The sequence below is a fragment of the Nocardia sp. NPDC057440 genome (assembly GCF_042802915.1).
GTDB lineage: Bacteria > Actinomycetota > Actinomycetes > Mycobacteriales > Mycobacteriaceae > Nocardia.
On the sequence record NZ_JBHVDF010000004.1, the window covers coordinates 393,590 to 417,631 of the forward strand.

Below are 24,042 nucleotides of genomic sequence, written 5' to 3' on the forward strand. Positions count from 1 at the left end.
CCCTTCGAGTGCTCATGCCAGCGCGGGCGCGACCTCGCGCTCGAACAGTTCGATGCCCGAGGTGTCGTAGGCGGCTTCGGGGAAGTTGAAGATGGCGTACCCGAGTCCGAGATCGCGGACCTTGGTGAGGTTCTCGATGATCTGCTCGGGCGTGCCGACCGCGGCGGCGCCCCGGTAGAGATCGTTGACATGAGTCGCGGCTTGATCGGCGCCGACGAAGGGGCTCAGGCGGGCTTGCAAGGCGGCGAGGCGTGCTTCGACCTCGGCCTCGGTGGACCCGATGGCGACATTGAAGTTGGAGGTCCGCACGATGGCGTCGAAATCGGTGCCGACGTCGGCGCAATGGGCGCGCAGGATCTCCGACTTGTGGGTGAACTCCTCGAGATTGCCGCTGAAGTTGGTGTAATCGGCGTACTTCGCCGCGATCCGCAGCGTCTTCTTCTCGCCGCCGCCCGCGATCCAGAGCGGAATCCCGCCCTCCTGCAACGGCAGCGGACGCACTATGGCGCCGTCGACCTGGTAGTGCTTGCCGTCGAGGGTGGCCTTGCCCTCGGTCCACGCCTGCCGGAAGATCCGCACGCCCTCGTCCAGGCGTCCGAGACGTTCACCCGCCGACGGGAATCCGTAGCCGTAGGCGCGCCATTCGTGCTCGTACCAGCCGCCGCCGATGCCCATCTCGACCCGGCCGCCGGAGATCAGATCTGTCGTGGCCGCGACCTTCGCCAGGTAGGCCGGATTGCGGTAGCTGATCGCGGTACACATCTGCCCCAGCCGAATCCGCGACGTCGAGGCCGCGAACGCCGCCATCAACGTCCACGCCTCGTGGGTGGCCTCGTCGGTCGGCGTCGGCACGGTGTGGAAATGGTCGTACACCCACAGCGACTCCCAGACATCACCGGCGTCGGCCCGCTGGGCGAGATCGCGCATCACCCCCCACTGCGCCGCAGGGTCGATACCGACCAGGTCCAGTCGCCAACCCTGCGGGATGAAGATGCCGAAGCGCACAGATATCTCCTTCATGTGTTTACTCGAAAATCTAGCCGCGATCGGTCACCGGCGTCGGACACCGGCCGACGGTGTGGCGGCCGCACAAGTCCGCCGACGCCCCGCAAGGCGCGCCGGACCCGGCTCACTGTCCCGGGTAACCAGCGGCCGGGCAAGAGTTCGACGCCGCGTGCGTCCAACGTCGGCGCGGTGACAGTGCGGAGCCGGCCGAGTGCCCCTGCAGCACTCGACCGGCTCCACTGACCGGCGTCGGCTCAGGCGCCGGTGAATTGTGCGCCCGAGATGGACGTCGAGGCCACCCCGTCGACGCCGACCGGGATGTCACCCTCGAGGGTGGTGCGGTACAGGACCCTGGTGACATCGAGATGATTCAGGTCGCTCGGCGCGAGATGCGCGGTGGCCCGGTTGTCCCAGAACGCGATGCTGCCCTGCTCCCAGCGGAATCGCACGGTGTAGGCAGGCTGCGCTATCTCGTCGAAGAGCAGCTTCAGCAGTGCGTCGCTCTGGTTGGGGCTCAGCCCGATGATGCGGGTGGTGAAGCCCGGGTTGACGAACAGCGCCCGTTCCCCGGTCACCGGATGCACTCGAACCACCGGATGCTCGGTGACCAGCGGTGCGGCGGCTACCTTCTTCGCGTAGTCGCTATCGGCGTTCCACACCGGCCTGCTGCCACCGAACCGGTGCTCGGCTCGCAGGCCCTCGACGAAACGCTTCAGCGATTCCGGCAGGTTCTCGTAGGCCGCGACGAGGTTCGTCCACTGGGTGTCACCACCGTGCACGGGGGCGATGTCGGCGCGCAGGATCGATGCCGCGGGCGGGTTGATCAGCGGAGACACATCGGTGTGCCAGAAGTTGGTGTAGCTGAATTTCCGTACGCCGAAACGCTTTTCGTACAGCCGGCTGTCGACTGCGAGGATCTCCGGGTACTCGGTCGGCGCGTCGTCGTCGTAGGGATGTGACGGGGTGACCGCGCCGAATCGCCGGGAGAAGGCGATCTGCTCGGCGTGGCCGATGTGCTGGTCACGGAAGAACAGCACCTTGTACTTGTGCAGCGCGGCGGTGATGTCCTCGACCTGCTGGTCGGTGAGGGACTCGCGCAGATCGACGCCGGAGATTTCGGCGCCGATGTGTCCGGCGACCGGGGCGATCTGCACGGTGTCGGTGGTGGTGGTTGTGGTGTCGTGCACGGCAGTCATGGGAACTCGCTCAGTGAATCGGGATGGGTGATGGGCGCGGGTCGATCTCCCGCGCAACAGGCGCTGCGGCACACGCGCATGAAGTCGATGACGCGCCGTTTCGTCAAGGGCGTCACGGCAATTCCGGTCCGATCGCATAGCGGGCGCCGAGGCGTCCGCCGCCCCAGCCGAGCGCCTTGCGGTAGCTGCCCAAGAGCTCGCGTTCGATCAGGTACGTCTCGTCGCGCTGGATGTCGTCGGGCGGCAGTGGCTCGGTGCGCGCCGCGACGAACAACGCGTCCACGGGGCAGTAGGCCTCGCACATGAAGCACGTCTGGCAATCGGATTGCCGTGCGAGCACCGGGATCCCGTCCGCACCTCGATCGAAGACGTTGGTGGGGCACACCTCGATGCACTTGTCGCATCCGATGCACCGGTCGACCGAAACCACCTCGATCATGCCGGTACCAACTGTGCTCGGGCTCCGGCGAGGAAGGCGGGCTCGGGCGCGGTCCACACCTCGTCGAGCCCGCCGGTGATCAGTCGATGGTGCTGGGCCGGATCGAGGTCGGGGAACTCCTGGCGGCGCGCCATTCCGCGGGACTCGGTGCGCGTGAGCGCCGCGGTGTACATCCACCGCGCGTGCGCGGTCATCGCCGCTGCGGAGCGGACCTTGGCGGTGTCGGCGCCGGTCAGGCCCGTGCGCGCCTGCTGCCACAGCTCGTGCAGCGCCGCCAGAGCGGGCCGCAGCCGATCGCCGTGGCGCAGGTAGTTTTTGTCGTAGGGCAGCACCTCCCGCTGCACCGCGGTGACGACCTCGGCCGGTCGGAGGTCGGCATCGGGTCGCCCGGTGGGCCGCAGCCCGACGCCGCCCGCGCCGAACCGCCGACGATCGTCGACCGAATTGCTTTGGTGCAGTGCGTAGTCCGCCGCTGCGGCACCTGCCCAACTGCCCGAGGACATCGCCCACGCGGCGTTGTGGCTGCCGCCGCCGGTGAACCCGCCGCAGATCAGCTCGCGGGTCGCGACATCGCCTGCCACGTAGAGACCGGGAACGCTGGTCGAGCAATCGCGGTCGGCGACGCGCACGCCGCCGGTGCCGCGCACCGTGCCCTCGAGCAGCAGCGTGATCGGGAAGCGGTCGGTGAACGGATCGATGCCGAGCCGGTCGAAAGTGAGGAAGAAATTCGGCTGCCCGAGTCGCATCGCCCGGCGTTGCGCTGGATCGGCCTGGTCCAGGGTGCAGTACACCGGCTCGCTCAACAGCGCTCGCGCGATCGCGGAGCGCCCGCCCTTGCTCGACGCGCCGGCCAGCGGCTCTCCGTTGCCCAGGTAGAAGGTCGCGAAGGAGTAGTACGCGGTCTTGGTCACCGAGGTGAACTCCGGGGCGATGGCGTAGGCGTTGGAGAATTCCATGCCGGAGAGCTCGGCACCCGCCTCGACGGCCATCAAGGCGCCGTCGCCGGTATTGACGTTGCAGCCCAACGTTTTCGACAGGAAGGCGCACCCGCCGGTCGCCAGCACGACGGCGCGGGCGGCGATATCGATGTACGTGCCGTCCGACAGCCGCTGCAGGCGGGCTCCGGCCACCGCGCCGTCGGCGTCGGTCAGCAGTTCGATCGCGGGCGTGTGGTCGAGGATCCGCACCCCGGCGCGCCGCACCCGAAGCCGTTGGCGCTTCATGTATTCCGGGCCCTGCACGCCCGTCCGCAGCGGCTGTCCATCGTGGCCGACCGGGAACGGGTAGCGGCCGATCTCGGCGAGTTCGTTCACTCGAGAATATGTTTCGTCCAGCACTCGTTCCATCCACCCCCGGTCGGCGAGATAGCCGCCGAGAGCCTCGCGGCTGGCCATCGCCTTCTCGCGCAGCTCCGGCTCCGGCCGGACATACCAGATCCCGGTCCCCGCGGCGGCCGTCGCGCCGCTGCTGCCACAGAATCCCTTGTCCGCCAGTGCGACCGAGGCGCCTGCGGCCGCGGCCTTCAGTGCGGCCCAGGTGCCTGCCGGTCCGCCACCGAGGACGAGAACATCGAGTTCGGTCATGATGTCACCTTCTGCTGCAGGAGATCCGATTGCCGGAGCCCGGGGTGTTCCGAAGAGTCGTGGCCGCGGGGCAGGTCCCGGTCTTCGGCGGGACGCGGCCACGGGACGTACTGCGGGATATACCGGCCCATCACCGTCGCGCCGAGCGCGGAAATCCCGCCGATCGCCAGGACCGAGACCGCCAGTGGGGCAGCGGTCGCCAGTGCGGCGATCAGCAGTGGCCCCGCGAACGCGCCCGCGTCGTGGTTGAGCCGCCATGCCGCGAGGAACTCGGCGCGGATCGCGGCGGGCGCGACGTCCGCGCCGAGGACCATGATCAGCCCGTTGCTGATCCCGTTGCCGATTCCCATGACCACCGCGACAATTCCCAATGTGGGTGCCGAATGTGTCAGTGGCACAGTGAAATACGCGATCGCAAGGATCGCGAGCGAGGGGACCGCGATGAAGCCGCGGCCGAAGCGGTCCATCACATGCCCGGCGGGATAGGCGAAGACGACCTCCAGTGCCGCACCGATGCCGAAGATCAAACTGGCTGTCGCCGCGCTCATCCCGACGTGATCGGCCCACAGCGGCAAGATCGCATCGCGGGATGTGCGCGCCACTCCGAGCAGCAGCACACCCGCGCCCAAGGTCGACAGCACCCGCCGATGCAGGCGTGCGACTTCGAGCAGCGATAGCGGCGGCTCCTTCTCCTGCACAACGCTTCCCGGCACGGGCCGCACCATCAGCGCGCCCGCGACAGCGAAGGCGACCAGCTCGACCACGAACCCGCCCCTGGTACCGAGGCCGAGGATAGCCACCGCGCCGAGGAAGGGACCGACGAAAAAGCCGAGCCGCATCGAGCCGCCGAACAGCGACATCACTCGCGCGCGGCGCTCGAACGGAATGGCCTCGGCCAGGTAGGTCATCCGCGCCAGGCCCCAGACGGCATTGGACAGCCCGACGATGAGCAACCCCGCGCACAGCATCGGAATGTTCTGCGCGAGCAAGCACACCAGCACGCCGACGATCCCGACCGCGGTGCCGCCGATGATCGAGGTCCGCTCGCCGACCTTGGCCACCAACTGACCCGCGGGCAGATCGCCGAGCACCTGACCGAGCCCGACCAGCGCCACCGCCAGTCCCGCGACGGCCGTGGAGGCGCCGAGGTCGAGCGCGGTCAGCGTCATGACCGGTGCGCCCGCCCCCATGCCGATGCCGCGCGCCAGGGTCGGCAGGTAGACCGAGAACATCAGGGGCCGAAGAGAATCCGCGGCAGGCAGCCCCGATTCCGGATCGGCGGTCATGCGCTCGCTTCGGTCTGCACCTCGGCGAACTGGCTTTCCACCGATTCGAGTCCGTAGTGCCCGCGCAATGTGTCCGCCTCGTAGTCGGCGCGGAAGAGGCCGCGCTCCTGCAGGATCGGCACCACCCGCTCGACGAACACCTCCAGTCCACCCGGCAGATAGGGCGGCATGATGTTGAAGCCGTCCGCCGCGCCGTTCTCGTACCAGGTCTGCAGCTCGTCGGCGATCTGCGTCGGCGTGCCCGCGAACGAGCGGTGGCCACGACCACCGCCCAATTTCCCGATCAGCTCACGCACCGTGAGGTGTTCGTTCTCGGCCAATTCCTTGACCAGGGTGAACCGGCTCTTGCCGCCTTCGATTTCGGTCACCGACGGCAGCGGTGGCAGCGGTGCGTCGAGTGCGTGCTCGGTGAGATCGACGCCGAGCAGCCGCGACAGCTGACCGAGCGCGTAATCGGGTGAGATCAGGTCGGTGAACTCCCGCTCCAGCGCCTCGGCCTCCGCCGTGGTGTCGGCGATGTAGGGCACCAGTCCTGGCAGCACCTTCAGCTCGTCGGCGGAGCGCCCGTATTTCGGCAGCCGAGACTTGAGATCGCGGTAGAAGGCCTGTCCCTCGGCCAGCGTCCGCTGCGCGGTGAACACCGCCTCGGCGTATTGCGCGGCGAATTCCTTACCGCTCTCCGATGATCCGGCCTGCACGAGCAGTGGCCGTCCCTGTGGGCTGCGCGGCGAGTTCAACGGCCCGCGGACCTTGAACCGGGGACCGTCGTAGTCGACGGTGTGCACCTTGTCCGGATCGGCGAACACGCCCTCCTCCGGGTCGAGGACGATCGCCGAGGATTCCCAGCTGTCCCACAATTGGATCGTGACGTCGACGAATTCCTGCGCCCGTTCGTAGCGGCGGGCATGCTCGGGGATGGCTTCGAACCCGAAGTTGAACGCCTCCTCCTCGCTGCCGGAGGTGACGATGTTCCAGCCCGCCCTTCCGCTGCTGATGTGGTCGAGCGAGGCGAACTTGCGGGCCAGGTTGAACGGTTCGTTGTAGGTGGTGGAAGCCGTGGCGATCAGCCCGACCCGCGAGGTGGCCGCGGCGATGGCGGCCAGCAGCGTCACCGGCTCGAAGACCGCCAGCGTATTGCGTTTGATGCGCGGCCCGACCGCGAGGCTGTCGGCGAAGAACACCGAGTCGAGCTTGCCGCGCTCGGCGATCCGTCCCAACTCTTGGAAGTGCTGCACGTCGAGCACCCGGTGCTCTTCGGTGCGCGGGTGTCGCCACGCCGCCTCGTGGTGTCCGACTCCCATCAGAAAGGCGTTGAGGTGGAATTGTTTACGAGATGCCGACATCGGTGATTGTTCCTTTGGTACGGGCTCGGATGGCCGGGTCAGGCGTTCGATTCGATACGCCAGCGCGAGAAATGGCGTTCGAGTGCGACGAGCACACCGTTGAAGACGAGGCCGAGTAGGGAGATAGCGAGGATTCCCGCGTACATGTTGGGAATCTGGAAGTTCTGCTGGGCCGCGGTGATCAGATAGCCGAGTCCCGCTCGAGCGCCGACCATTTCGGCGGCGAGCAACACGAGAATCGAGCCCGCCGCGGCCATGCGCAGGCCGGTGAAGATGGACGGGAGCGCGGCGGGCAGGATCACCTTCTGGAACAGCCGCAGCGGTGACAACCCCAGCGATACTGCGGATTTGATGAGCAGTGGGTCCACGGTACGCACACCGGTGATGGTGTTGAGCAGGATCGGGAAGGAGCTCGCGTACACGACGAGCGCCACCTTCGAGGTTTCCCCGATGCCGAGGATCAGCACGAACACCGGAAGCAACGCCAGTGCGGCGGTGTTGCGGAACAGCTCCAGTATCGGGTTCAGGAAGTCGGAAACCGGCTTGTACCAGGCGATCGCGACCCCGAGCGGCACCGCGAAGGTCAGCGCGATCGAGTAGCCCGTCAGCGAGCGACCGAGACTGGTCGACACATGCGTCCACATCTCGCCGCTCTGCACCAGGTCGATGAAGGCCTGCGCGACCGTGGTGAACGGCGGCAGGAATATTTCGTCTACCAGCCCCCACGCCGGTGCGAACTGCCATATCAGCAGCAATGCGGCGAACGCGGTGGACGGCTTCAGCACGCGCCAGCTGAGCTTGCCCGCCGCGGCGAGCGCCCGCCAGCCGATCGAGGGCCCGGCCTCGGCCGCGTCGGCCGGGGCGGGTTGGGATGGCACGGCCACCTGGAGCCGAGGCGGGGGAGCGATGAGTTCCACTGCGCTAGACATGGGTCAGCCTCTCGGTGTCGGATGCGACGGGGGTGCTGCGCTCGGGCGCGATCTCGCTCTGCAGGAGCGACCAGATCTCGTGCCGATACCCGCGGAAGAGTTCGGTCGACCGGATGTCTTCTGCGGCGTTCCTGTCGATGTCGACATCGAGCACCGCCTTGATGCGGCCCGGTCGCGCGGTCAGTACCGCGACCCGCTGGCCGAGATACACCGCCTCGTCGATGCCGTGGGTGATGAACAGAATGGTCTTGCCGGTTGCTTGCCAGATGCGTAAAAGTTCGTCCTGCAACGATTCCCGGGTCTGCGCGTCGAGCGCGGCAAACGGCTCGTCCATCAGCAGCACCTCCGGGTCGAAGGCGAGACTGCGGGCGATGGCGACGCGTTGCTTCATGCCACCGGACAGTTCGTGCGGGAAGCGGTCGCCGAACCCGCCGAGTCCGACCAACTCCAGATACTCCTCGGCACGTTCGCGCCGGGCTCTGCGCCGCAAACCCTTTGCCTCTAGGCCGAATTCGATATTCGCACGCGCCGTGCGCCAGGGGAACAGCGCGTATTGCTGGAATACGATGCCCCGGTCGAGTCCTGGGCCGTCGATCGGCTTGCCGTCCAACAGGATTTCACCGGACGTGGGCTTGCTCAATCCACCGAGCAGATCCAGCAGTGTCGATTTGCCGGATCCGCTCGGCCCGACCAGGACGAGGAACTCGCCCTCGCGCAGGTCCAGCGAGATGTCCTCGATGGCGGTGAACTTCTCGTGTGAACCACGGATCGGAAATTGCTTGTTGACGTGAGTGAGCGAGAGTTTCGCTGTGGTTGTCGTCATTTCGCTGCCACCGCTTCTCCGGTCGGTCCGCTCTCGGCCTGGAAGGTGCCGTTGGAGTACGGGTTGTACTTATTGGTGAACAGATCGTCGACCTTCAGCTGTCCTTCTTTGAGCTCGCCATTTCGTGCCAGCCAGTCGATCCATATCTGCAGTTCCTTTTCGGCGATCACGCCACCGGGAACGGGAATTCCCGCGCTCTTCCAGTACTTCAGCAGGTCGGTGTTCTCGTTGCGGCCACGCTTTTCGATGATCGTTCTGAATCGCGCGACCACCTCGTCGCGCGGAGTGATCTGCAGCCAGCGGGTTGCCCGTGCGGTCCCCTGGACGAAGTCCGCTACCGCCTCGGTGTTCTTGGCGATGTAGTCGTTTCGGAAAACGTAGGTGCCGTAGTCGAACTGTCCGAATAGCGCCTTGTCGGTGTAGAGCGGGTGGATGCCGCCGCGTTCGACGGCGGTTTCCCGGAAAACGCCACCCAGGGTGCCGACCTCTACCTGGCCCTTGCGCAGCGCGTCCTCGGTGTTGGCGGGCGGCAGCACAACCAGCTGGACCTGCTTGATCTCGCTCTCGGTGAGGCCCTGCTGATGCAGCCACTCCCGCGTGATGAACTCGTGGTGCGCGCCGAGGGTATTGACGCCGACCTTCTTGCCGATGAGATCGCGTGCTGATTTGATATCGGAATCATCGCGGACGAAATATCCACTGAACGACTTCTCGTCTGCGCCATAGGAACTGAGCACCGAGGTGACCTTGGCGCCACCGGAGATCAGCTTCACGACGGCGCCATTGAACGCGCTGCCCACCTCGACCTGGTTGGTCGCGGCCGCCTGAATATTGGCGGGCCCACTGGTGGTGTCACCTTCCCAGTGCAGTGCGATCTTGCTGAAGTAGCCGAGATCCTCCGCCAGCTCGTACGCGGTGACCTGGCCGGTGCTGCCCTGATACCGGATGACGGCCTTGCCGTCGGCAGTGGTGGCCGGTTCGGACTTGCCGCACCCCGTGAGGACGGTAATGCCGGTGAGCAGGGTGAGGGCGGCGGCGAACGCTCGGGTTCGGCGGCGCGGGGGTGCGGAGGACGCCATGATGTTGTTTCCTTCGATGAAAATGCGCTGCGCGGAACGAAATAGGCATGCGGCAACGACAGTGGAGTCGCTGAAATCGCGACTCGAGGATGTGTCGGAATCTGGAAAACGCGAGCCGGACCGGTGCGGAAGATTGTTCCGCCGGGCTCGTCGCTGCGTCAGGGGCGACAGATCCCGTGCGGAACCCGCATGAGGTCGATCGCGCGGCGGCGGATCAGCGCTGTGGGTATCAACACGTCGAGACTTTCGTGAGCTGTGGTGCGGGTCGGGCTGTGGCTTTCCATGGTGTGGCCCTGTGGACGGGGAAACAACGGCCATTCCACATTGTGAAAATCGGCGTGAGTTTATCTCCGGCACAGTGGTATTCCTGCTACTCGGTATCCGGTGCTCAGCCCGCCGTGGCTGCGCCGTTCTGCACGACCCCGCCGATGCGCACGGCGATCTGACGCATGGCGGGCAGGATTTCGCGGACCAGTTCGTCGTTGAGCCGCGCTGAGCGGGCTTGCACGCTCAGCGCGCCCCAGACCTGCTTGTCGGCACCGAATACCGGTACCGCGATCGAGCGCACCGGATCATCACTCTCGAGCTCCTCAAGCGCGAAACCCTTGCGCCGCACCAGATCCAAGTCCTCGGCGAGACGTCGGTCCGCGGGCGTATAGGCGAGCAAGGCGCGCCCGGCCGCGCTGGATCGCAGCGGCTGCCGCGGGCGCGGCAACTGATGCGAACAGAAGAGCACCGGCGGACGTGCGTGGAAGACGGTGACGGCGTCGCTCGAATCGGCGACGCTGAGACTCGCGGTGATCTTGATCCCGGCGGCGAGGGCGTACATATGTGGTGCGGCCGAATCGATGCCGAGCCGGGTCAGCGCAGGCCGCGCCAGCGTCGCAAGGCCTTGCCCGACCCGGTAGCGGTCGTTGGCCGGGTCCTGCTCCAGCAGCCTGCCGCGGACCAGGGCCTGGGCGAGACGGTGCGCGGTGCTGACCGGAACACCGGCCAGATGCGCCAATTCGCTGATCGAGAGCTCGGGATCGTCACCTTCGAAGCAGTTCAGCAGGTGGATGGCTCGCTCGACGGCCTGAGACCCCGAACGTGGCTGATCGGTGGTGCCCATGGTGATTCCTCGGGTCCGGATGCCGGTCCGGCGGCGGGTGCGGACCTGGCACACACTTTCCCGGGCGGGCTGTGGTCGAGCAATAGTTCGACGCCCGATGCGTCTAATGGCGGCTGCGGTGGCGGCGATCACTCGTGGTGAGTTGTTCCACCCCGGCATGTATCCTGCACAAGGACGTCATCGCGTCCTTTCGGTGTTTTCGGTACATGGCGTGGACGCAGAGATCCGCGGCAACGACTAGAAGGAGGTGGGGTTGCCATGCGCAGCGAACCTCCGAGTCGAAGGCCGCGCGGCGCCGCCCTCTCGTACTCATAGCTCGTACGCGACAGCAGGGACCGGCGCCCGCGGTGTGAATCACACGCGTCTCATTCACCTCCCGCTCTGCTGAGGACTTCCCTATGTCGCAGACCGAACTCATCGATGCACGCTCGACGCTGTCCGAATCGCTGCCCGACGTCGCGTTGCCCGACGTTTCGTTGCAGGATGCCGTCGACACCCACCGCGTCGACGCCGCGCTCGAATGGCTCGACAACCACCCGCCGCACGTCATCGCCGACCAGCTCGCCCGCATGGACGCCGTCCAGGCTGGCATGGCCTTCCGGCTGCTGGACAAGGATCTGGCGCTCGCTGTGTTCGAAGAACTCGAACCGGTGGACCAGCAGCAGATCCTGCAGGGCCTGCGTGACCAGACCTTCCGCGAGCTCGTCGAAGGCATGGACCCCGACGACCGGGCCAGGATGTTGCGCGAGGCGCCGGCGAAGGTCGCCAAGAAGGTGCTCGCGGGGCTGAGCCAGCGCGAGCGCCGGATGACCGCCGCGCTGCTGGGCTACCCCGAGGGCTCGGTCGGGCTGTACATGACGCCGGAAGTTGTTGCGCTGCCGCGCAATCTGAGCGTCGCCGATGCATTGCAGACGGTGCGTATCAAGGGCATCAACGCCGAGACGGTGTACACGCTGCCGGTGGTGGACTCGGGCCGCCGCCTCACCGGCATCGTGGAGCTGCGCGAGCTGGTGCTGAGCCGGCCGGACACGATGGTCTCCGAACTCGTCGTCACCGAGCCGGCCTTCGTGCGGGCCACCGACTCCGCCGAGAAGGCGGCGCGGCTGATGCGCGAGACCAACGACATCAACCTGCCGGTCGTCGACAGCGAGGACCGGCTCGTCGGCCTGCTCACCATCGACGACGCGGTCGAGGTCATCGAGGCGGCCGACAGTGAGGACGTGGCCAAGCAGGCCGGATCCGCGCCGTGGGAAGGCCACTACATGGCGGCGGGGGTGTTCCAGCTCGCGCGCTATCGCGCGTTGTGGTTGCTGCTGTTGCTGCTCGCGGCGACCTTGACCGTGAGCGTCACCGACTTCTTCTCCGGAACTCTGGAGCAGGCCGCGCATCTGGCGCTGTTCATTCCGCTGCTCATCGGTGCCGGCGGGAACGCGGGCGCGCAAGCGGCCACCTCGTGCGTGCGTGCGCTCGCCGTCGGTGAGGTGCGCGGTTCGGACTTGCTCAAGGTGATCTGGCGGGAATGCCGGGTCGGCCTGGTGCTCGGCGGCATGCTGGCCGGTGCGGGCGTGATCATCGGGGCATTGTTCGTCGGGGCGAAGATAGCGCTCGTCGTCGGCATCACCCTGATCCTGATCTGCGGCTGGGCCGCTACCATCGGCGGCACCATGCCGCTGCTGGCCAAGCGCCTGCGCATCGACCCGGCCGTGGTCTCCGCCCCCATGGTGACCACTCTCGTCGATGCCACCGGCCTGATCATCTACTTCACCACGGCCAAGATAGTTCTGGGCATCTGACCGAATTGCGAAGGGGCCCTCGGGCTCTCGTCGACGCGTACCCGTCGGCAGCTGCTCTGGTTCGCTTCGGGAAAACACTGGCATATGCCAGTGTTGTCGATTATTGTCGAACACGTTTTCGATGCCGTAGTGAAGAAGGGGAGGGCTCGACCCATGAGTAGCAGCGGGAAACCACTTGAACAGCGTGTATACGAACTAGAACTATGGCGTGATCACCAAATCACCCGGGATACTGTGACGGTGACGCAAATTCACGAGCAGCTGGCCGCGATCCACACCGGTATCGCCGATATCCACACCGATATCGGTGATATCCACACCGATATCGGTGATCTGGACGGCCGCTCGGTCGCCTCGCGGTTGATTTCGATGGGCGTCGACATCGGCAATATCGCATCGCGCCAAGAGGCGATGGCGTCGCGTCAGGATGTGATGGCGTCGGGGTTGGAGGCGATGGCGTCGCGTCAGGATGTGATGGCGTCGGGGTTGGAGGCGATGGCGTCGCGTCAAGATGCGATGGATCGCAGGCTGATATCGGTAGAGGCGGATGTCAGCACTATCAAGGTTGATGTCGGTGGGTTGAAGACCGACGTTGCTCAAATTCTGCGAATTCTGCAGAAGCCCAACGGCGACACGTAGTTTCAGGCCATCGAGAGTGCCGGTGCCCTGCCGCTGCTGGTTCGCAGCGGCAGGGTGCGCGGTCAGAACTCCCAGTCGGCGTCTTCGGTGTTGACTGCCTTGCCGATGACGTAGCTGGAACCAGAGCCGGAGAAGAAGTCGTGGTTCTCGTCGGCATTGGGCGAAAGCGCCGACAGGATAGCGGGATTCACGTCCGTCTCGTCCTTCGGGAACAGACCTTCGTAGCCCAGGTTCATCAGGGCCTTGTTGGCGTTGTAGCGCAGGAACTTCTTGACGTCCTCGGTGAGGCCCACCTCGTCGTAGAGGTCCTGGGTGTACTCGACCTCGTTGTCGTACAGCTCGAAGAGCAGCTCGAAGGTGTAATTCTTCAGCTCGTCGCGCTCGGCCTGGCCGATGAGCTCGAGGCCCTTCTGGTACTTGTAGCCGATGTAGTAGCCGTGCACTGCCTCATCGCGGATGATGAGCCGGATCAGGTCGGCGGTGTTGGTGAGCTTGGCCCGCGAGGACCAGTACATCGGCAGATAGAAGCCGGAGTAGAACAGGAAGCTCTCCAGCAGGGTGGAGGCCACCTTGCGCTTGAGCGGATCGTCGCCGTTGTAGTACGCCAGCACGATCTCGGCCTTACGCTGCAGGTTTCGGTTCTCCTCCGACCAGCGGAACGCGTCGTCGATCTCCCGGGTGGAGCACAGCGTGGAGAAAATGGAGCTGTAGCTCTTGGCGTGCACCGACTCCATGAACGCGATGTTGGTGTACACCGCCTCCTCGTGCGGGGTCAGTGCGTCCGGAATCAGGCTCACCGCGCCGACGGTGCCCTGAATGGTGTCCAGCAGCGTGAGGCCGGTGAACACGCGCATGGTCAATTGCTTCTCATCGGCGGTGAGGGTGTTCCACGACGGAATGTCGTTGGACACCGGCACCTTTTCGGGCAGCCAGAAGTTGCCGGTCAGTCGGTCCCAGACCTCGGCATCCTTCTCGTCGGGCACCCGATTCCAGTTGATCGCCGACACCCGATCGATCAGTTTCATCCTGCCTCCACACCCTTCCCGAGCACGCTGCCGTCACGGAATTGCTACCCACTGAACACTACTCCTAGTGGGTGACAAGTCTATGCAGCACAACACCTTGTGTCGCAGCGGTGCGTATCACTGTGGCGCAGATACGCCCATGACCACCGCATGCGGGACTCATTGTCCGTCATGACCCGTGATTCGAGCGCATCGGACCCGGCGCGTTCCGATCGATCGCCGACGGTTTGCCTACCGCTGTGTTCCGGTGCCGGGTCGTGACGGATCGCATGGTCTGCGCCCCGTCGTACGGTTAGCTGTCCTTCGATCCGCGAACTCGGCGCCGCTTTCGCCGGTCGCCGATCACGCCCGGCGCCATGGACTCCGGAATACCCCGGCAGTAGCATCGGTGCCAACGTGTGGTGACCGAGGGGGCCCGATGTCCGCACCGACCGATCCCGACATGACCGACCTGGTCGGGAAACTTGCGCGAATACCGAGCGGTCGCCGCGGCAAGTGGGTGGTCCTCGGGGTCTGGATCATCGCGTTGATCGCACTGGGCTCCTTCGCGGGAAAACTCACGGGTGCGCAGAAGAACGACAGCGTCACCTGGCTGCCCGACAGCGCAGAATCGACGCAGGCATTCAAGCTGGCCGAGAAATTCGGCAACAGCGAGCATGTTCCTGTCGTGCTGGTCTATGAACGGACCAGCGGTGTCACCGATGCGGACCGGGCCGCGGTCGGCGCGGACGCGGCCCGGTTCAAGCAACTCGAGCACGTCGTCGTCGACACTGTGCTCGGCCCGATCCCCTCCGGAGACGGCCAGGCCGTGGAGATCCTGCTGCCGATCGACATGGGCACCGAAGGCTGGACCCGGCTGACCGACGTGGTCGCCGAGATCAAGGACGGCGCGGGTGATCGGCCGGAGGGATTGTCCTTCTACGTCACCGGGCCCGCTGGATACGCGGCGGAATTCGGTGCGGCGTTCAAGGGCGTCGACGGCCTGCTGCTGTACGCCGCCGCCGCGGTCGTCATCGTCATTCTGCTGCTGACCTATGGGCCGATGCTGTGGGCGCTGCCGCTGATCGCCGCGGGGTTCGCGCTGACGATCGCGCAGAGCGCCGTGTACGGCGCGACCCAGCTCGGCCTGACCGTCAATGCGCAGAGCCAGGGCATCCTCACCGTCCTGGTATTCGGCGCGGGCACCGACTACGCCCTATTGCTGGTGGCGCGCTATCGAGAGGAACTGCGCAGGCACGCGGACAAACACGAGGCGATGGCCGTCGCGCTGCATCGGGCCGGACCCGCCGTGCTCGCCAGCGGTTTCACCGTGATCATCGCGATGCTGGCGCTGCTGGTCGCGGAAATGAACTCCACCAAGGGGATCGGTCCGGTCTGCGCGATCGGCGTCGCGGTCGCGCTCGCGGCGATGCTGACGCTGCTGCCCGCACTGCTGGTCATCGTCGGCCGCTGGATCTTCTGGCCGCGCCACCCCGATTTCGGTACCGCCGACCACACCGAGTCCGGTCTCTGGGCGCGCATCGGGCTGTTCATCGCGGATCGACCGCGTCCGGTCTGGATTGTCACCGCGCTGGCGCTCGTCGGGCTCGCATTCGGGGTCGTCGGGCTGCAGTCCAATGGCATCGCGAACAAGGATTCGTTCGTCGGCTCCTCAGACGCGGTCACCGGAACCGAAGTCCTGGAACGCCATTTCGACGCCGGCATCGGTCAGCCGGTCATCGTCATCGCGCAATCCGCTCGGGCCGACGCCGTCGCCGCCGCTGTGCGCGCGACACCGGGCATCACCGCGCCGACGCCGCCGATGGTCAAGGACGATCTGGTCTACATGGAGGGCACGCTGTCCGATCCGCCGGACAGCAAGGCCGCGGACGCGACCGTCGACCGCGTGCGCGCCGCCGTGCACGCGGTGGACGACCAAGCCGAGGTCGGCGGTGGCACCGCGATCGTGCTGGACATCAAACGCGCAGTCGCCCATGACAATCGGGTCATCGTACCGGTGGTGCTCGCCATCGTGATGGTGATCCTGATGGCGCTGCTGCGCGCGGTCCTGGCGCCGATTGTGCTCACCGCGACCGTGGTGCTGTCGTACTTCGCGGCACTCGGGTTGAGCCGCTGGATCTTCGACCTGGTCGGGTTCGTCGGCACCGATGCCGGGCTGCCATTGCTCGCGTTCGTATTCCTGGTGGCACTGGGCATCGACTACAACATCTTCCTGATGTCGCGGGTCCACGAAGAGGCGAAGAAGCACGGCACGCGCAACGGTGCGCTGATCGGTTTGTCCGCGACCGGCGGGGTGATCACCTCGGCCGGGCTCGTGCTGGCCGGCACGTTCGCGGTCTTCGCGACCATGCCGGTGGTGACGTTCGCCGAGATGGGCATCGTCATCGCCATCGGTGTTCTGCTCGACACGGTGATCGTCCGCTCGATCCTGGTGACCGCGCTGACCCTGGATATCGGCGACCGCATCTGGTGGCCGAGCGCCATGGCACGTCCGCGAACAGAAACGGTGACCGAATCGGTGATCAGCGTCGGCAAGTAGCCGCACCGCCGGTCGCTCACGCGAACTCGCCCGATGACCTGCGCCGATTTCGGCCGTGTACCGGATACGTTGAGGCGGATAGGCGATTACCACGCGTTTCGAAAAGGAGTGTGTGTTATGACCAGTCCCGCCTCGACCCCAACACGTCCGGCGCTCAATGACATGACGATTTTCGCGGGCGTCCTGATCCTGATCACCGGCCTGCTGCACCTGATGGCGGCCATCGCCGCCATCGCTGGGCGCGACATCTTCGTGGTGACCGAAGACCAGGTGTTCCTGGTCGACGTCTCCGTATGGGGATGGGTCCACCTGGTGATCGCGGCGCTGATCATTATCGCGGGCATCGGCGTCGTCACCGGCAAGACCTGGGGTTACCTGGCAGGCATCGTGATGGCGTCGGTCAGCATTCTGGACAACTTCCTGTTCGCCCCGATCTATCCGTTCTGGGCATTGGTGATCATCGCCATCGACATCCTGGTGATCTGGGCGCTGGCCCGCCAGCTCAGCGCCGGCTGACACAGACGCCGCCCGGTTTCCGGCCTCGGCCCCTGAGTCCTATCCAGAACGGGACTCAGGGGCCGAGTCGTCTCTCACCTACCCCCTGGCGGTGGGCCACCGGGGCCGCCCGGTGGCCGACCCGGGCCGTTATCGGACCGAGTGCTCTGCGACTTCTCGGCGACACCCACGGTGAGCGCGACCGACATCCCGGACGCGGGTGTACCGGACACGGTGGCAAGTTCGGCGTCCCAGCCGTCACCGAAGACGTTGTCCGAAGCCAGCGAGGTGTCGGCGAGGTTGGGGATGCTTTTCGCATAGCCGGAGTCGTAGGCGTACACCGCGGCGCAGGCGTCCTGGGGGAGAGCGATCTGCGAGGTGAGCCGGGCATTATCGCCTGCGACGGCCACCGCGAGCGAGTCGTAGACCTCGAAATGAATGTGGGTCCACCGGCCGGAATAGCAACCGGGGAAGACGGATTCGAAGGTGACCTTGCCATCGGCGTCCGCCACCTGGACGCCGCGCAGATAGTTCTGGGCGGTGGCGCCGTCGCTGTACAACGAGTACTTGCCGTCCCGATCGCAATGCCACAGATACACGGCCATGCCCGCGCCCGCCGCGCCATTGTTTGCCAGGTCTTGCAACGCCAACTCGAGCGTCATCGGAACACCATGGGCGACACCGGAATACGACCCGAAGCTGCCGGTGATATCGCGGCGCACAACGCCGGACTCGATGAGCACATTGGGCCCGTTGGATCCGTCGCCCGGATAGGGGCCCGCCGTCTCCTGCGGAATCGCGGTCGCGGTCCCGGTTGCCGCGACGGTCGCGGACGCAGTGCCCGCAGCGGTCGTGCGAGTGGTTGTCGACGCGCACCCCGCCGCGACCGTCGCCGCTCCTGCGACACCGAAGAATGTCAGTGCACTGCGGCGCGACATCACCTTCATATCGTGCCCGAGCCCGAGCCCGAGCCCGAGCCCGAGATCGTGCACTTCGACGCCGTCGCCACGGTGTGCATGGTGTGCGCTCACTGAGTGTCCTTCCATCGTCACAACATGTTGTCCAGTGCGAGGTTATGGAGGGGTGCTCGGGAGTGTCTGGGTTCCTGCTGGGAGTCCTCTGTGAGACGGTCTACTCGCCCGTTTCGGGCGTGATGCGGGGGATATCGGCACCGTCGCTGGCCCTCGTCCGCGATACGGCGATTGTTCGGCGATCGAGTCCGAGCGCGATCGAGTCGAGCTCGGTCAGTCGGTGACGAACCCGTTGAGTGTGCCGCGGATGTCGGTGAGCAGTGCGCGCGCGGCGGTCAGGCCCCTGCCGTGCCAGACGGAGTCCTCGACGGCGAAGACACGGTGATCGGTGGCGGCGCCGAGTTCTTTCCACGCGTCGCTGCGCAACACGGTTTCGCCGTGCTTCTTGCCTGCTTCGCCCGCGAAGATCACGTAGATGAGATCGCCTTCGACCTTGTCGAGATCGGCGGCGTCGATGTCGAAGGAGGGACCGCGCTGCACGGCCGGGCGCTGCACGCCCGCGTCGGCGAGCACTCCGCCCGCGAAGCTGTTGTCGCCCTGGACCTGGTCCTGGTCGGCGGTGAACCGGACGACCGACGCCTGAGTCTGGTTGGCGATGACCGCATTACCGGTGTCGACGGCCTCGGTGCGGTAGTTCGCCAACGCGATGGTCGCGGCGTTACTGCGGCCGAGACCCGCTGCGAGCCCGGTGAATTCGGCCTGCCAGCCGCTGGTGGTGCCGACCAGGACAGTGGGTGCGATGGCCTGCAATGCGTCGAAACCGGCTGTGCCCGAGGGCAGATCGCCGATGATCACGTCGGGACGCAGCTCGGCGATCTTGGCGAGATCGGGCTGTGCGGCGGTGCCGACGGCGGGAATCTTGTTGACGCCGTAGCCGAGATAGGCCGGGTGCGGGGCCGGTCCGTCGTCCGTGGTCGCTCCGACGACGCGCTCCCACAGGCCGAGCGCGCAGGTCGCGTCCAGGGCCGCGGTGGCGAGCACGACAATGCGCTGCGGGTCCGCGGGCACCTCGGAGACGCCCGCGGCATGGGTGACGGTGCGGGTGCCGCTCGCCGCATCCGGCGCGCTCGGCAGTGCGCACGCCGTGGTGGTGTCGCGTTCCAGCCCGACCACACCCGCGCCCGCGATGTTCGTCGTGGTCCGCACGATCGAGGCGGCGTCGTCGGTTTTGCTGCTGCAACCTGCCACGAGGACGGCCGTGCACAGCGCGGCGACGGCCGCACTTCGGCGACCGAGCGTGCCGTATCGGATCGAGTCCATGTGGTTTCGGGTGCGAACAAGGGCGCTCACCGGCATGCGGGTGAGGGTACATGCGTCGGCGGTCGGTGCGGTGCGAGGCCACCACGCGGCGCGGCCGCAGAGAAACTGTGGCGTGGATTACCTGGGGCCGTGAGCCGGGTGTCTCGCAAGCTCAGGCCGTTTCGCCGCCGATGCTGAATCGAGCGCCGGTCGGGTCGACGACCCCGACCATGCGTCCATAGGGCGAGTCCATCGCCGGGACCAGTACCGCGCCACCCAGTTCGACCACCTTCGCGGCGGCCGCGTCGACGTCATCGGCGCCGAAGTACACCTTCCAGCCTGCGGGTGCGCCCTCGGGCATGAATGCCGACGCGTCCATCACACCGCCGAGCATCGGGCTGGTCGAATGAATGGTGGTGTAGCGGAATTCCGGTGTGTCGGCAATGGTGAACGGGTCCTGCCAGCCGAACACGTCGCGGTAGAAGGCCAGCGACGCTTCGTAGTCGCGAGTATGCAGCTCGAACCAGGACGGGGCGCCCGCATGGTTGCTCCATTTACCGCCGGTGACGAGGCCGAGTGTCTCGAAGCCGCCGAAGGTGCCTGCCTGCCAGATGCCGACGCCTGCGCCGCCGACATCGCCGAGCACCGCCATCGCGCCCACATCGCCCACGTCCATGGGCGGTACGACAACAGTGCCGCCATGGGCCACCGCAGCGTCGGCCGTCGCCTTGGCATCGGCGGCGGCGAGGTAGACCGTCCACTGGTCAGGGCTCTCGACGCCGTCCGCCGTCTTGCCCATCGCGCCCGCGACGGCCTTGCCGTCCTTGCGGAAGGTGATGTAGCCACCGAATTCTTCGCCTGCCCGCTCGGCGGTCCAGCCGAACAACTCGCCGTAGAAGGCGATCGCGCGGTCGGGATCGGCGGTGTAGAGGTCGACCCAGGTCGGGTCTCCGGGCTTGTGGGTCGCGTTGTCTGTCATGAGTGATCTCCTGGCCAGGGGGTGGGAACACCTGTCACTGATGCAGACGTGCGCCGCGTCCGGAATTCATCGGCGCGGCAGTGCCGGGCGAGCGAGATTCCGGCACAGGGCAGCGGGCGGGCGGATCAACGAAATACGACAGAGAGTAGGACCCGAGCGGACGGCTGCGGCAGCACCGTTTACGATTCCATGAGCGCAAGCGAACCGTCGTCTGTCTCGGCACCGAGATCGGCGCATGAAGCGGAGCCTGCGGAGCGACCTAAAGGCACCTTTCAGGAGGATCAGTGACTGCCGTAGAGCCAAAGCCAGTCCCTCAGTTGGAAGCGACTCGGCCGTATCCGGCTCGGACCGGGCCCAAGGGCTCGTTCCTCTACAAGATGGTCACCACCACTGACCCCAAGGTCCTCGGCACCATGTACCTGGTGACCGCGATGAGCTTCTTCCTCGTCGGCGGTCTGATGGCGCTGATGATGCGCGCCGAACTGGCGCGTCCCGGCCTGCAGTTCCTCTCGCCGGAGCAGTTCAACCAGCTGTTCACCATGCACGGCACCATCATGCTGCTGTTCTATGCGACCGCGATCGTGTTCGGCTTCGCCAACATCGTGCTGCCGCTGCAGATCGGTGCACCCGACGTCGCCTTCCCGCGGCTGAACGCGTTCAGCTACTGGCTGTACCTGTTCGGCGGCACCATGGCGACCGCGGGCTTCATCACCCCGGGTGGCGCCGCGGACTTCGGCTGGACCGCCTACACCCCGCTGACCGACATTCTGCATTCGCCGGGTGTCGGTGCCGACCTGTGGATCCTCGGCCTCGCGGTGTCGGGCCTCGGCACCATCCTCGGTGGCGTCAACATGCTGACCACCGTCGTCTGCCTGCGTGCCCCCGGCATGACGATGTTCCGGCTGCCGATCTTCACCTGGAACATCGCCGTCACCAGCGTGCTCGTCCTGCTCGCCTTCCCGCTGCTGACCGCCGCGCTCTTCGGCCTCGCCTACGACCGTCACCTCGGTGGGCACATCTACGACCCCGCCACCGGCGGCATCCTGCTCTACCAGCACCTGTTCTGGTTCTTCGGGCATCCCGAGGTGTACATCATCGCGCTGCCGTTCTTCGGCATCGTGTCGGAAATCTTCCCGGTGTTCTCGCGCAAGCCGATCTTCGGTTACACCACGCTGGTCTACGCGACGCTGGGCATCGCCGCGCTGTCGATCGCGGTGTGGGCCCACCACATGTACGCCACCGGGGCCGTGCTGCTGCCGTACTTCTCGTTCATGACCTTCCTGATCGCGGTCCCGACCGGTGTGAAGTTCTTCAACTGGATCGGCACCATGTGGCGCGGTCAGCTGACCTTCGAGACGCCGATGCTGTGGTCGATCGGCTTCCTGGTGACCTTCCTCTTCGGTGGTCTCTCGGGTGTCATCCTGGCCAGCCCGCCACTGGACTTCCACGTCACCGACAGCTACTTCGTGGTCGCGCACTTCCACTACGTGCTGTTCGGCACGATCGTGTTCGCGACCTTCGCGGGCATCTACTTCTGGTTCCCCAAGATCACCGGTCGCATGATGGACGAGCGTCTCGGCAAGTGGCACTTCTGGACCACCTTCGTCGGCTTCCACACCACGTTCCTCGTCCAGCACTGGCTGGGCGCCGAGGGCATGCCGCGGCGCTACGCGGACTACCTGCCCGGCGACGGGTTCACCACGCTGAACACGATCTCCACGATCGGTGCGTTCATTCTCGGCGCTTCGATGCTGCCGTTCGTCTGGAACGTCTTCAAGAGCTTCCGCTACGGCGAAGTGGTCACCGTGGACGATCCGTGGGGCTACGGCAACTCCCTGGAGTGGGCGACGACCTGCCCGCCGCCGCGGCACAACTTCTACGAATTGCCGCGTATCCGGTCGGAGCGTCCGGCGTTCGAGTTGCATTACCCGCACATGGTCGAGCGCATGCGCGCCGAGGCCCACGTGGGCTGGGGTTCGGGCAAGCACGCCACCGAGGTGCACGAAGGCGCCCTCGCCAAGAACTAGCCGCCGCACTGGCGTAGCGGCAACGAAGTAGCATTCTCGAGTGTGCACCTGCTGGTGACCAGCAGGTGCACACTCGTTTGTGGAGCGCATCCCGCACCGTCGGCGATGCGTACGGCGACAATGCGGTCGGCGCAGTGACAACGAGGTCCAGCTCAGCGACGGCAAACACTCGGACTTGGAGCACATCAGTTGGCCGACACCACAGTTCTCGTCACCGTCACCGGGCCCGACCGGCCCGGTGTGACGTCCGTGCTGCTCGCGGCGATGTCGCGGCACCAGGTCAGCCTGCTGGACGTGGAGCAGGTGGTGATCCGTGGCCGCCTGACACTCGGGGTGCTGGTCACCTGCCCGAATGACCCCGAGGCATTGCAGGACGAGCTCGAAGAGGCGATGAACACCGTCGGCATGCATGTCGACGTGGAGGTCGACGCCGAGATCGGCAGGCAGCCGATGTCCACGCACGCGGTGGTGATTCTCGGCAGCCCGGTGACCGCGCGCGCGTTCAGCTCGGTGTCGCGCCAGCTCGCGACGCTCGGCGCCAATATCGACACCATCCGCGGCATCGCCGACTATCCGGTGACCGGCATGGAGCTGCTCGTCACCGCGACCGACACCGATGCCGACGCCGACGCACGGCTGCGCACCGCGCTGGCCGAGGTCGCCGTCGCCGAACAGGTCGACGTCGCGGTGGAGCGCGCGGGCCTGGCGCGCCGCGCCAAGCGGCTCATCGTGTTCGACGTCGACTCGACCCTCATCCAGGGCGAGGTCATCGAGATGCTCGCCGCGCACGCGGGAGTCGAGGACGAAGTCCGCAAGGTCACCGAGGCCGCCATGCGCGGTGAGATCGACTTCGGCGAATCGCTGCGGCAGCGGGTGGCGACGCTGGAGGGGCTGGATGCCTCGGTGATCGATGCGGTCGCCGATCGGATCGAGCTGACGCCGGGCGCGCGCACCACCATCAGGACGCTGCGCAGGATCGGCTTCCGCTGCGGCGTGGTGTCGGGCGGCTTCCGTCAGGTGATCGAACCACTCGCCCACGAGCTGGAATTGGACTTCGTGCAGGCCAACACCTTGGAGATCAAGGACGGCAAACTGACCGGCCGGGTCGTCGGCGAGATCGTCGATCGGGCGTTCAAGGCGACCGCGCTGCGCAAGTTCGCCGCCGAGGCCGGAGTGCCGATGGAGCAGACGGTGGCGGTCGGCGATGGCGCCAACGACATCGACATGCTCAATGCGGCGGGCCTCGGCGTCGCCTTCAACGCCAAGCCCGCGCTGCGCGAGGTCGCCGACGCGGCGCTGTCGCATCCCTACCTGGACGCGGTGCTGTTCATCCTCGGCGTCACTCGCGACGAGGTGGAAGCTGCCGATGCTCGTGACGGCGGTGTGCGCCGGGTGCCCCTCGCCGGTAGGTGAGCGCTGTCATCGGTGCTTCGACCATGACTCCGACGACTCGCTGGAATACCGTCCGGCACTCGCCCGTT

20 protein-coding genes are annotated in these 24,042 nt (G+C 66.3%); 6 read left to right on the forward strand and 14 right to left on the reverse strand.

Going from position 1 to position 24,042, the window contains the following annotated elements; translation table 11 throughout:
* Window positions 1-12 precede the first annotated feature (12 nt).
* The 10 genes from ACFU4Z_RS10865 to ACFU4Z_RS10910 all read right to left on the reverse strand — a co-directional run bounded on the left by ACFU4Z_RS10865 (window position 13) and on the right by ACFU4Z_RS10910 (window position 10,794).
* Window positions 13-1,005, reverse strand: a complete 993-nt coding sequence (locus ACFU4Z_RS10865) for an LLM class F420-dependent oxidoreductase (RefSeq protein ID WP_379061678.1) — start codon at window positions 1,003-1,005, stop codon at window positions 13-15.
* A 254-nt stretch (window positions 1,006-1,259) separates the two neighbouring features.
* Window positions 1,260-2,201 (reverse strand): TauD/TfdA dioxygenase family protein, encoded by a 942-nt coding sequence (locus ACFU4Z_RS10870; protein WP_379061388.1) that lies wholly within the window; start codon window positions 2,199-2,201, stop codon window positions 1,260-1,262.
* A gap of 112 nt (window positions 2,202-2,313) precedes the next feature.
* Window positions 2,314-2,640, reverse strand: a complete 327-nt coding sequence (locus ACFU4Z_RS10875; protein ID WP_379061390.1) for a 4Fe-4S binding protein — start codon at window positions 2,638-2,640, stop codon at window positions 2,314-2,316.
* A complete protein-coding gene (locus ACFU4Z_RS10880; RefSeq protein WP_379061392.1) occupies window positions 2,637-4,223 on the reverse strand; it encodes an FAD-dependent oxidoreductase in 1,587 nt (528 codons plus the stop codon). Before ACFU4Z_RS10880 ends, ACFU4Z_RS10875 begins: the two co-directional genes overlap by 4 nt.
* Window positions 4,220-5,509 carry an MFS transporter gene (locus ACFU4Z_RS10885; protein ID WP_379061395.1) on the reverse strand — a complete coding sequence of 430 codons (1,290 nt, stop codon included), beginning with the start codon at window positions 5,507-5,509 and terminating at the stop codon, window positions 4,220-4,222. The genes ACFU4Z_RS10880 and ACFU4Z_RS10885 overlap by 4 nt, the downstream gene beginning before the upstream one ends.
* Complete coding sequence (locus ACFU4Z_RS10890) at window positions 5,506-6,852, reverse strand: LLM class flavin-dependent oxidoreductase (RefSeq protein WP_379061397.1); 1,347 nt, start codon at window positions 6,850-6,852, stop codon at window positions 5,506-5,508. The genes ACFU4Z_RS10885 and ACFU4Z_RS10890 overlap by 4 nt, the downstream gene beginning before the upstream one ends.
* A gap of 38 nt (window positions 6,853-6,890) precedes the next feature.
* Window positions 6,891-7,781: an ABC transporter permease gene (locus ACFU4Z_RS10895; protein WP_379061399.1), complete on the reverse strand. Its 891-nt coding sequence runs from the start codon at window positions 7,779-7,781 to the stop codon at window positions 6,891-6,893.
* On the reverse strand, window positions 7,774-8,604 hold the full coding sequence (locus tag ACFU4Z_RS10900; RefSeq protein WP_379061401.1) for an ABC transporter ATP-binding protein: 831 nt from the start codon (window positions 8,602-8,604) through the stop codon (window positions 7,774-7,776). Before ACFU4Z_RS10900 ends, ACFU4Z_RS10895 begins: the two co-directional genes overlap by 8 nt.
* Window positions 8,601-9,683, reverse strand: coding sequence for an ABC transporter substrate-binding protein (locus ACFU4Z_RS10905; RefSeq protein WP_379061403.1), 1,083 nt, complete (start codon window positions 9,681-9,683; stop codon window positions 8,601-8,603). Before ACFU4Z_RS10905 ends, ACFU4Z_RS10900 begins: the two co-directional genes overlap by 4 nt.
* A 388-nt stretch (window positions 9,684-10,071) precedes the next feature.
* Window positions 10,072-10,794 (reverse strand): IclR family transcriptional regulator, encoded by a 723-nt coding sequence (locus ACFU4Z_RS10910; protein ID WP_379061405.1) that lies wholly within the window; start codon window positions 10,792-10,794, stop codon window positions 10,072-10,074.
* Window positions 10,795-11,192: 398 nt separating this feature from the next.
* Between ACFU4Z_RS10910 and mgtE the strand changes: the two genes are divergently transcribed.
* Both mgtE and ACFU4Z_RS10920 read left to right on the forward strand, forming a co-directional pair.
* On the forward strand, window positions 11,193-12,587 hold the full coding sequence (mgtE, locus tag ACFU4Z_RS10915) for a magnesium transporter (RefSeq protein WP_379061407.1): 1,395 nt from the start codon (window positions 11,193-11,195) through the stop codon (window positions 12,585-12,587).
* A 153-nt stretch (window positions 12,588-12,740) separates the two neighbouring features.
* The gene (locus ACFU4Z_RS10920) at window positions 12,741-13,226 is read left to right on the forward strand and encodes a hypothetical protein (RefSeq protein ID WP_379061409.1); all 486 of its coding nucleotides are present in this window, start codon (window positions 12,741-12,743) and stop codon (window positions 13,224-13,226) included.
* A gap of 62 nt (window positions 13,227-13,288) precedes the next feature.
* Here ACFU4Z_RS10920 and nrdF read toward each other — a convergent pair whose 3' ends face one another.
* Window positions 13,289-14,251 (reverse strand): class 1b ribonucleoside-diphosphate reductase subunit beta, encoded by a 963-nt coding sequence (gene nrdF / locus ACFU4Z_RS10925; protein ID WP_379061411.1) that lies wholly within the window; start codon window positions 14,249-14,251, stop codon window positions 13,289-13,291.
* A 418-nt stretch (window positions 14,252-14,669) separates the two neighbouring features.
* Between nrdF and ACFU4Z_RS10930 the strand changes: the two genes are divergently transcribed.
* Together ACFU4Z_RS10930 and ACFU4Z_RS10935 are read left to right on the forward strand one after the other, a co-directional pair.
* On the forward strand, window positions 14,670-16,790 hold the full coding sequence (locus tag ACFU4Z_RS10930) for an MMPL family transporter (protein WP_379061414.1): 2,121 nt from the start codon (window positions 14,670-14,672) through the stop codon (window positions 16,788-16,790).
* A 117-nt stretch (window positions 16,791-16,907) separates the two neighbouring features.
* On the forward strand, window positions 16,908-17,306 hold the full coding sequence (locus ACFU4Z_RS10935) for a hypothetical protein (protein ID WP_379061416.1): 399 nt from the start codon (window positions 16,908-16,910) through the stop codon (window positions 17,304-17,306).
* A 74-nt stretch (window positions 17,307-17,380) separates the two neighbouring features.
* On the opposite strand, the gene ACFU4Z_RS10940 is transcribed toward ACFU4Z_RS10935, so the two are convergent.
* The 3 genes from ACFU4Z_RS10940 to ACFU4Z_RS10950 form a co-directional block, all read right to left on the reverse strand.
* The gene (locus ACFU4Z_RS10940; RefSeq protein WP_379061418.1) at window positions 17,381-18,316 is read right to left on the reverse strand and encodes a dioxygenase; all 936 of its coding nucleotides are present in this window, start codon (window positions 18,314-18,316) and stop codon (window positions 17,381-17,383) included.
* 213 nt (window positions 18,317-18,529) lie between these two features.
* Window positions 18,530-19,612: an ABC transporter substrate-binding protein gene (locus ACFU4Z_RS10945; protein ID WP_379061420.1), complete on the reverse strand. Its 1,083-nt coding sequence runs from the start codon at window positions 19,610-19,612 to the stop codon at window positions 18,530-18,532.
* Window positions 19,613-19,727: 115 nt separating this feature from the next.
* Window positions 19,728-20,534 (reverse strand): VOC family protein, encoded by an 807-nt coding sequence (locus ACFU4Z_RS10950; RefSeq protein ID WP_379061422.1) that lies wholly within the window; start codon window positions 20,532-20,534, stop codon window positions 19,728-19,730.
* Window positions 20,535-20,818: 284 nt separating this feature from the next.
* On the opposite strand from ACFU4Z_RS10950, the gene ctaD reads away from it, so the two are divergent.
* The gene (gene ctaD, locus ACFU4Z_RS10955; protein WP_379061424.1) at window positions 20,819-22,561 is read left to right on the forward strand and encodes a cytochrome c oxidase subunit I; all 1,743 of its coding nucleotides are present in this window, start codon (window positions 20,819-20,821) and stop codon (window positions 22,559-22,561) included.
* Between the two features lie 189 nt (window positions 22,562-22,750).
* Window positions 22,751-23,974, forward strand: a complete 1,224-nt coding sequence (serB, locus tag ACFU4Z_RS10960; RefSeq protein WP_379061426.1) for a phosphoserine phosphatase SerB — start codon at window positions 22,751-22,753, stop codon at window positions 23,972-23,974.
* The last annotated feature ends 68 nt before the right edge of the window (window positions 23,975-24,042 follow it).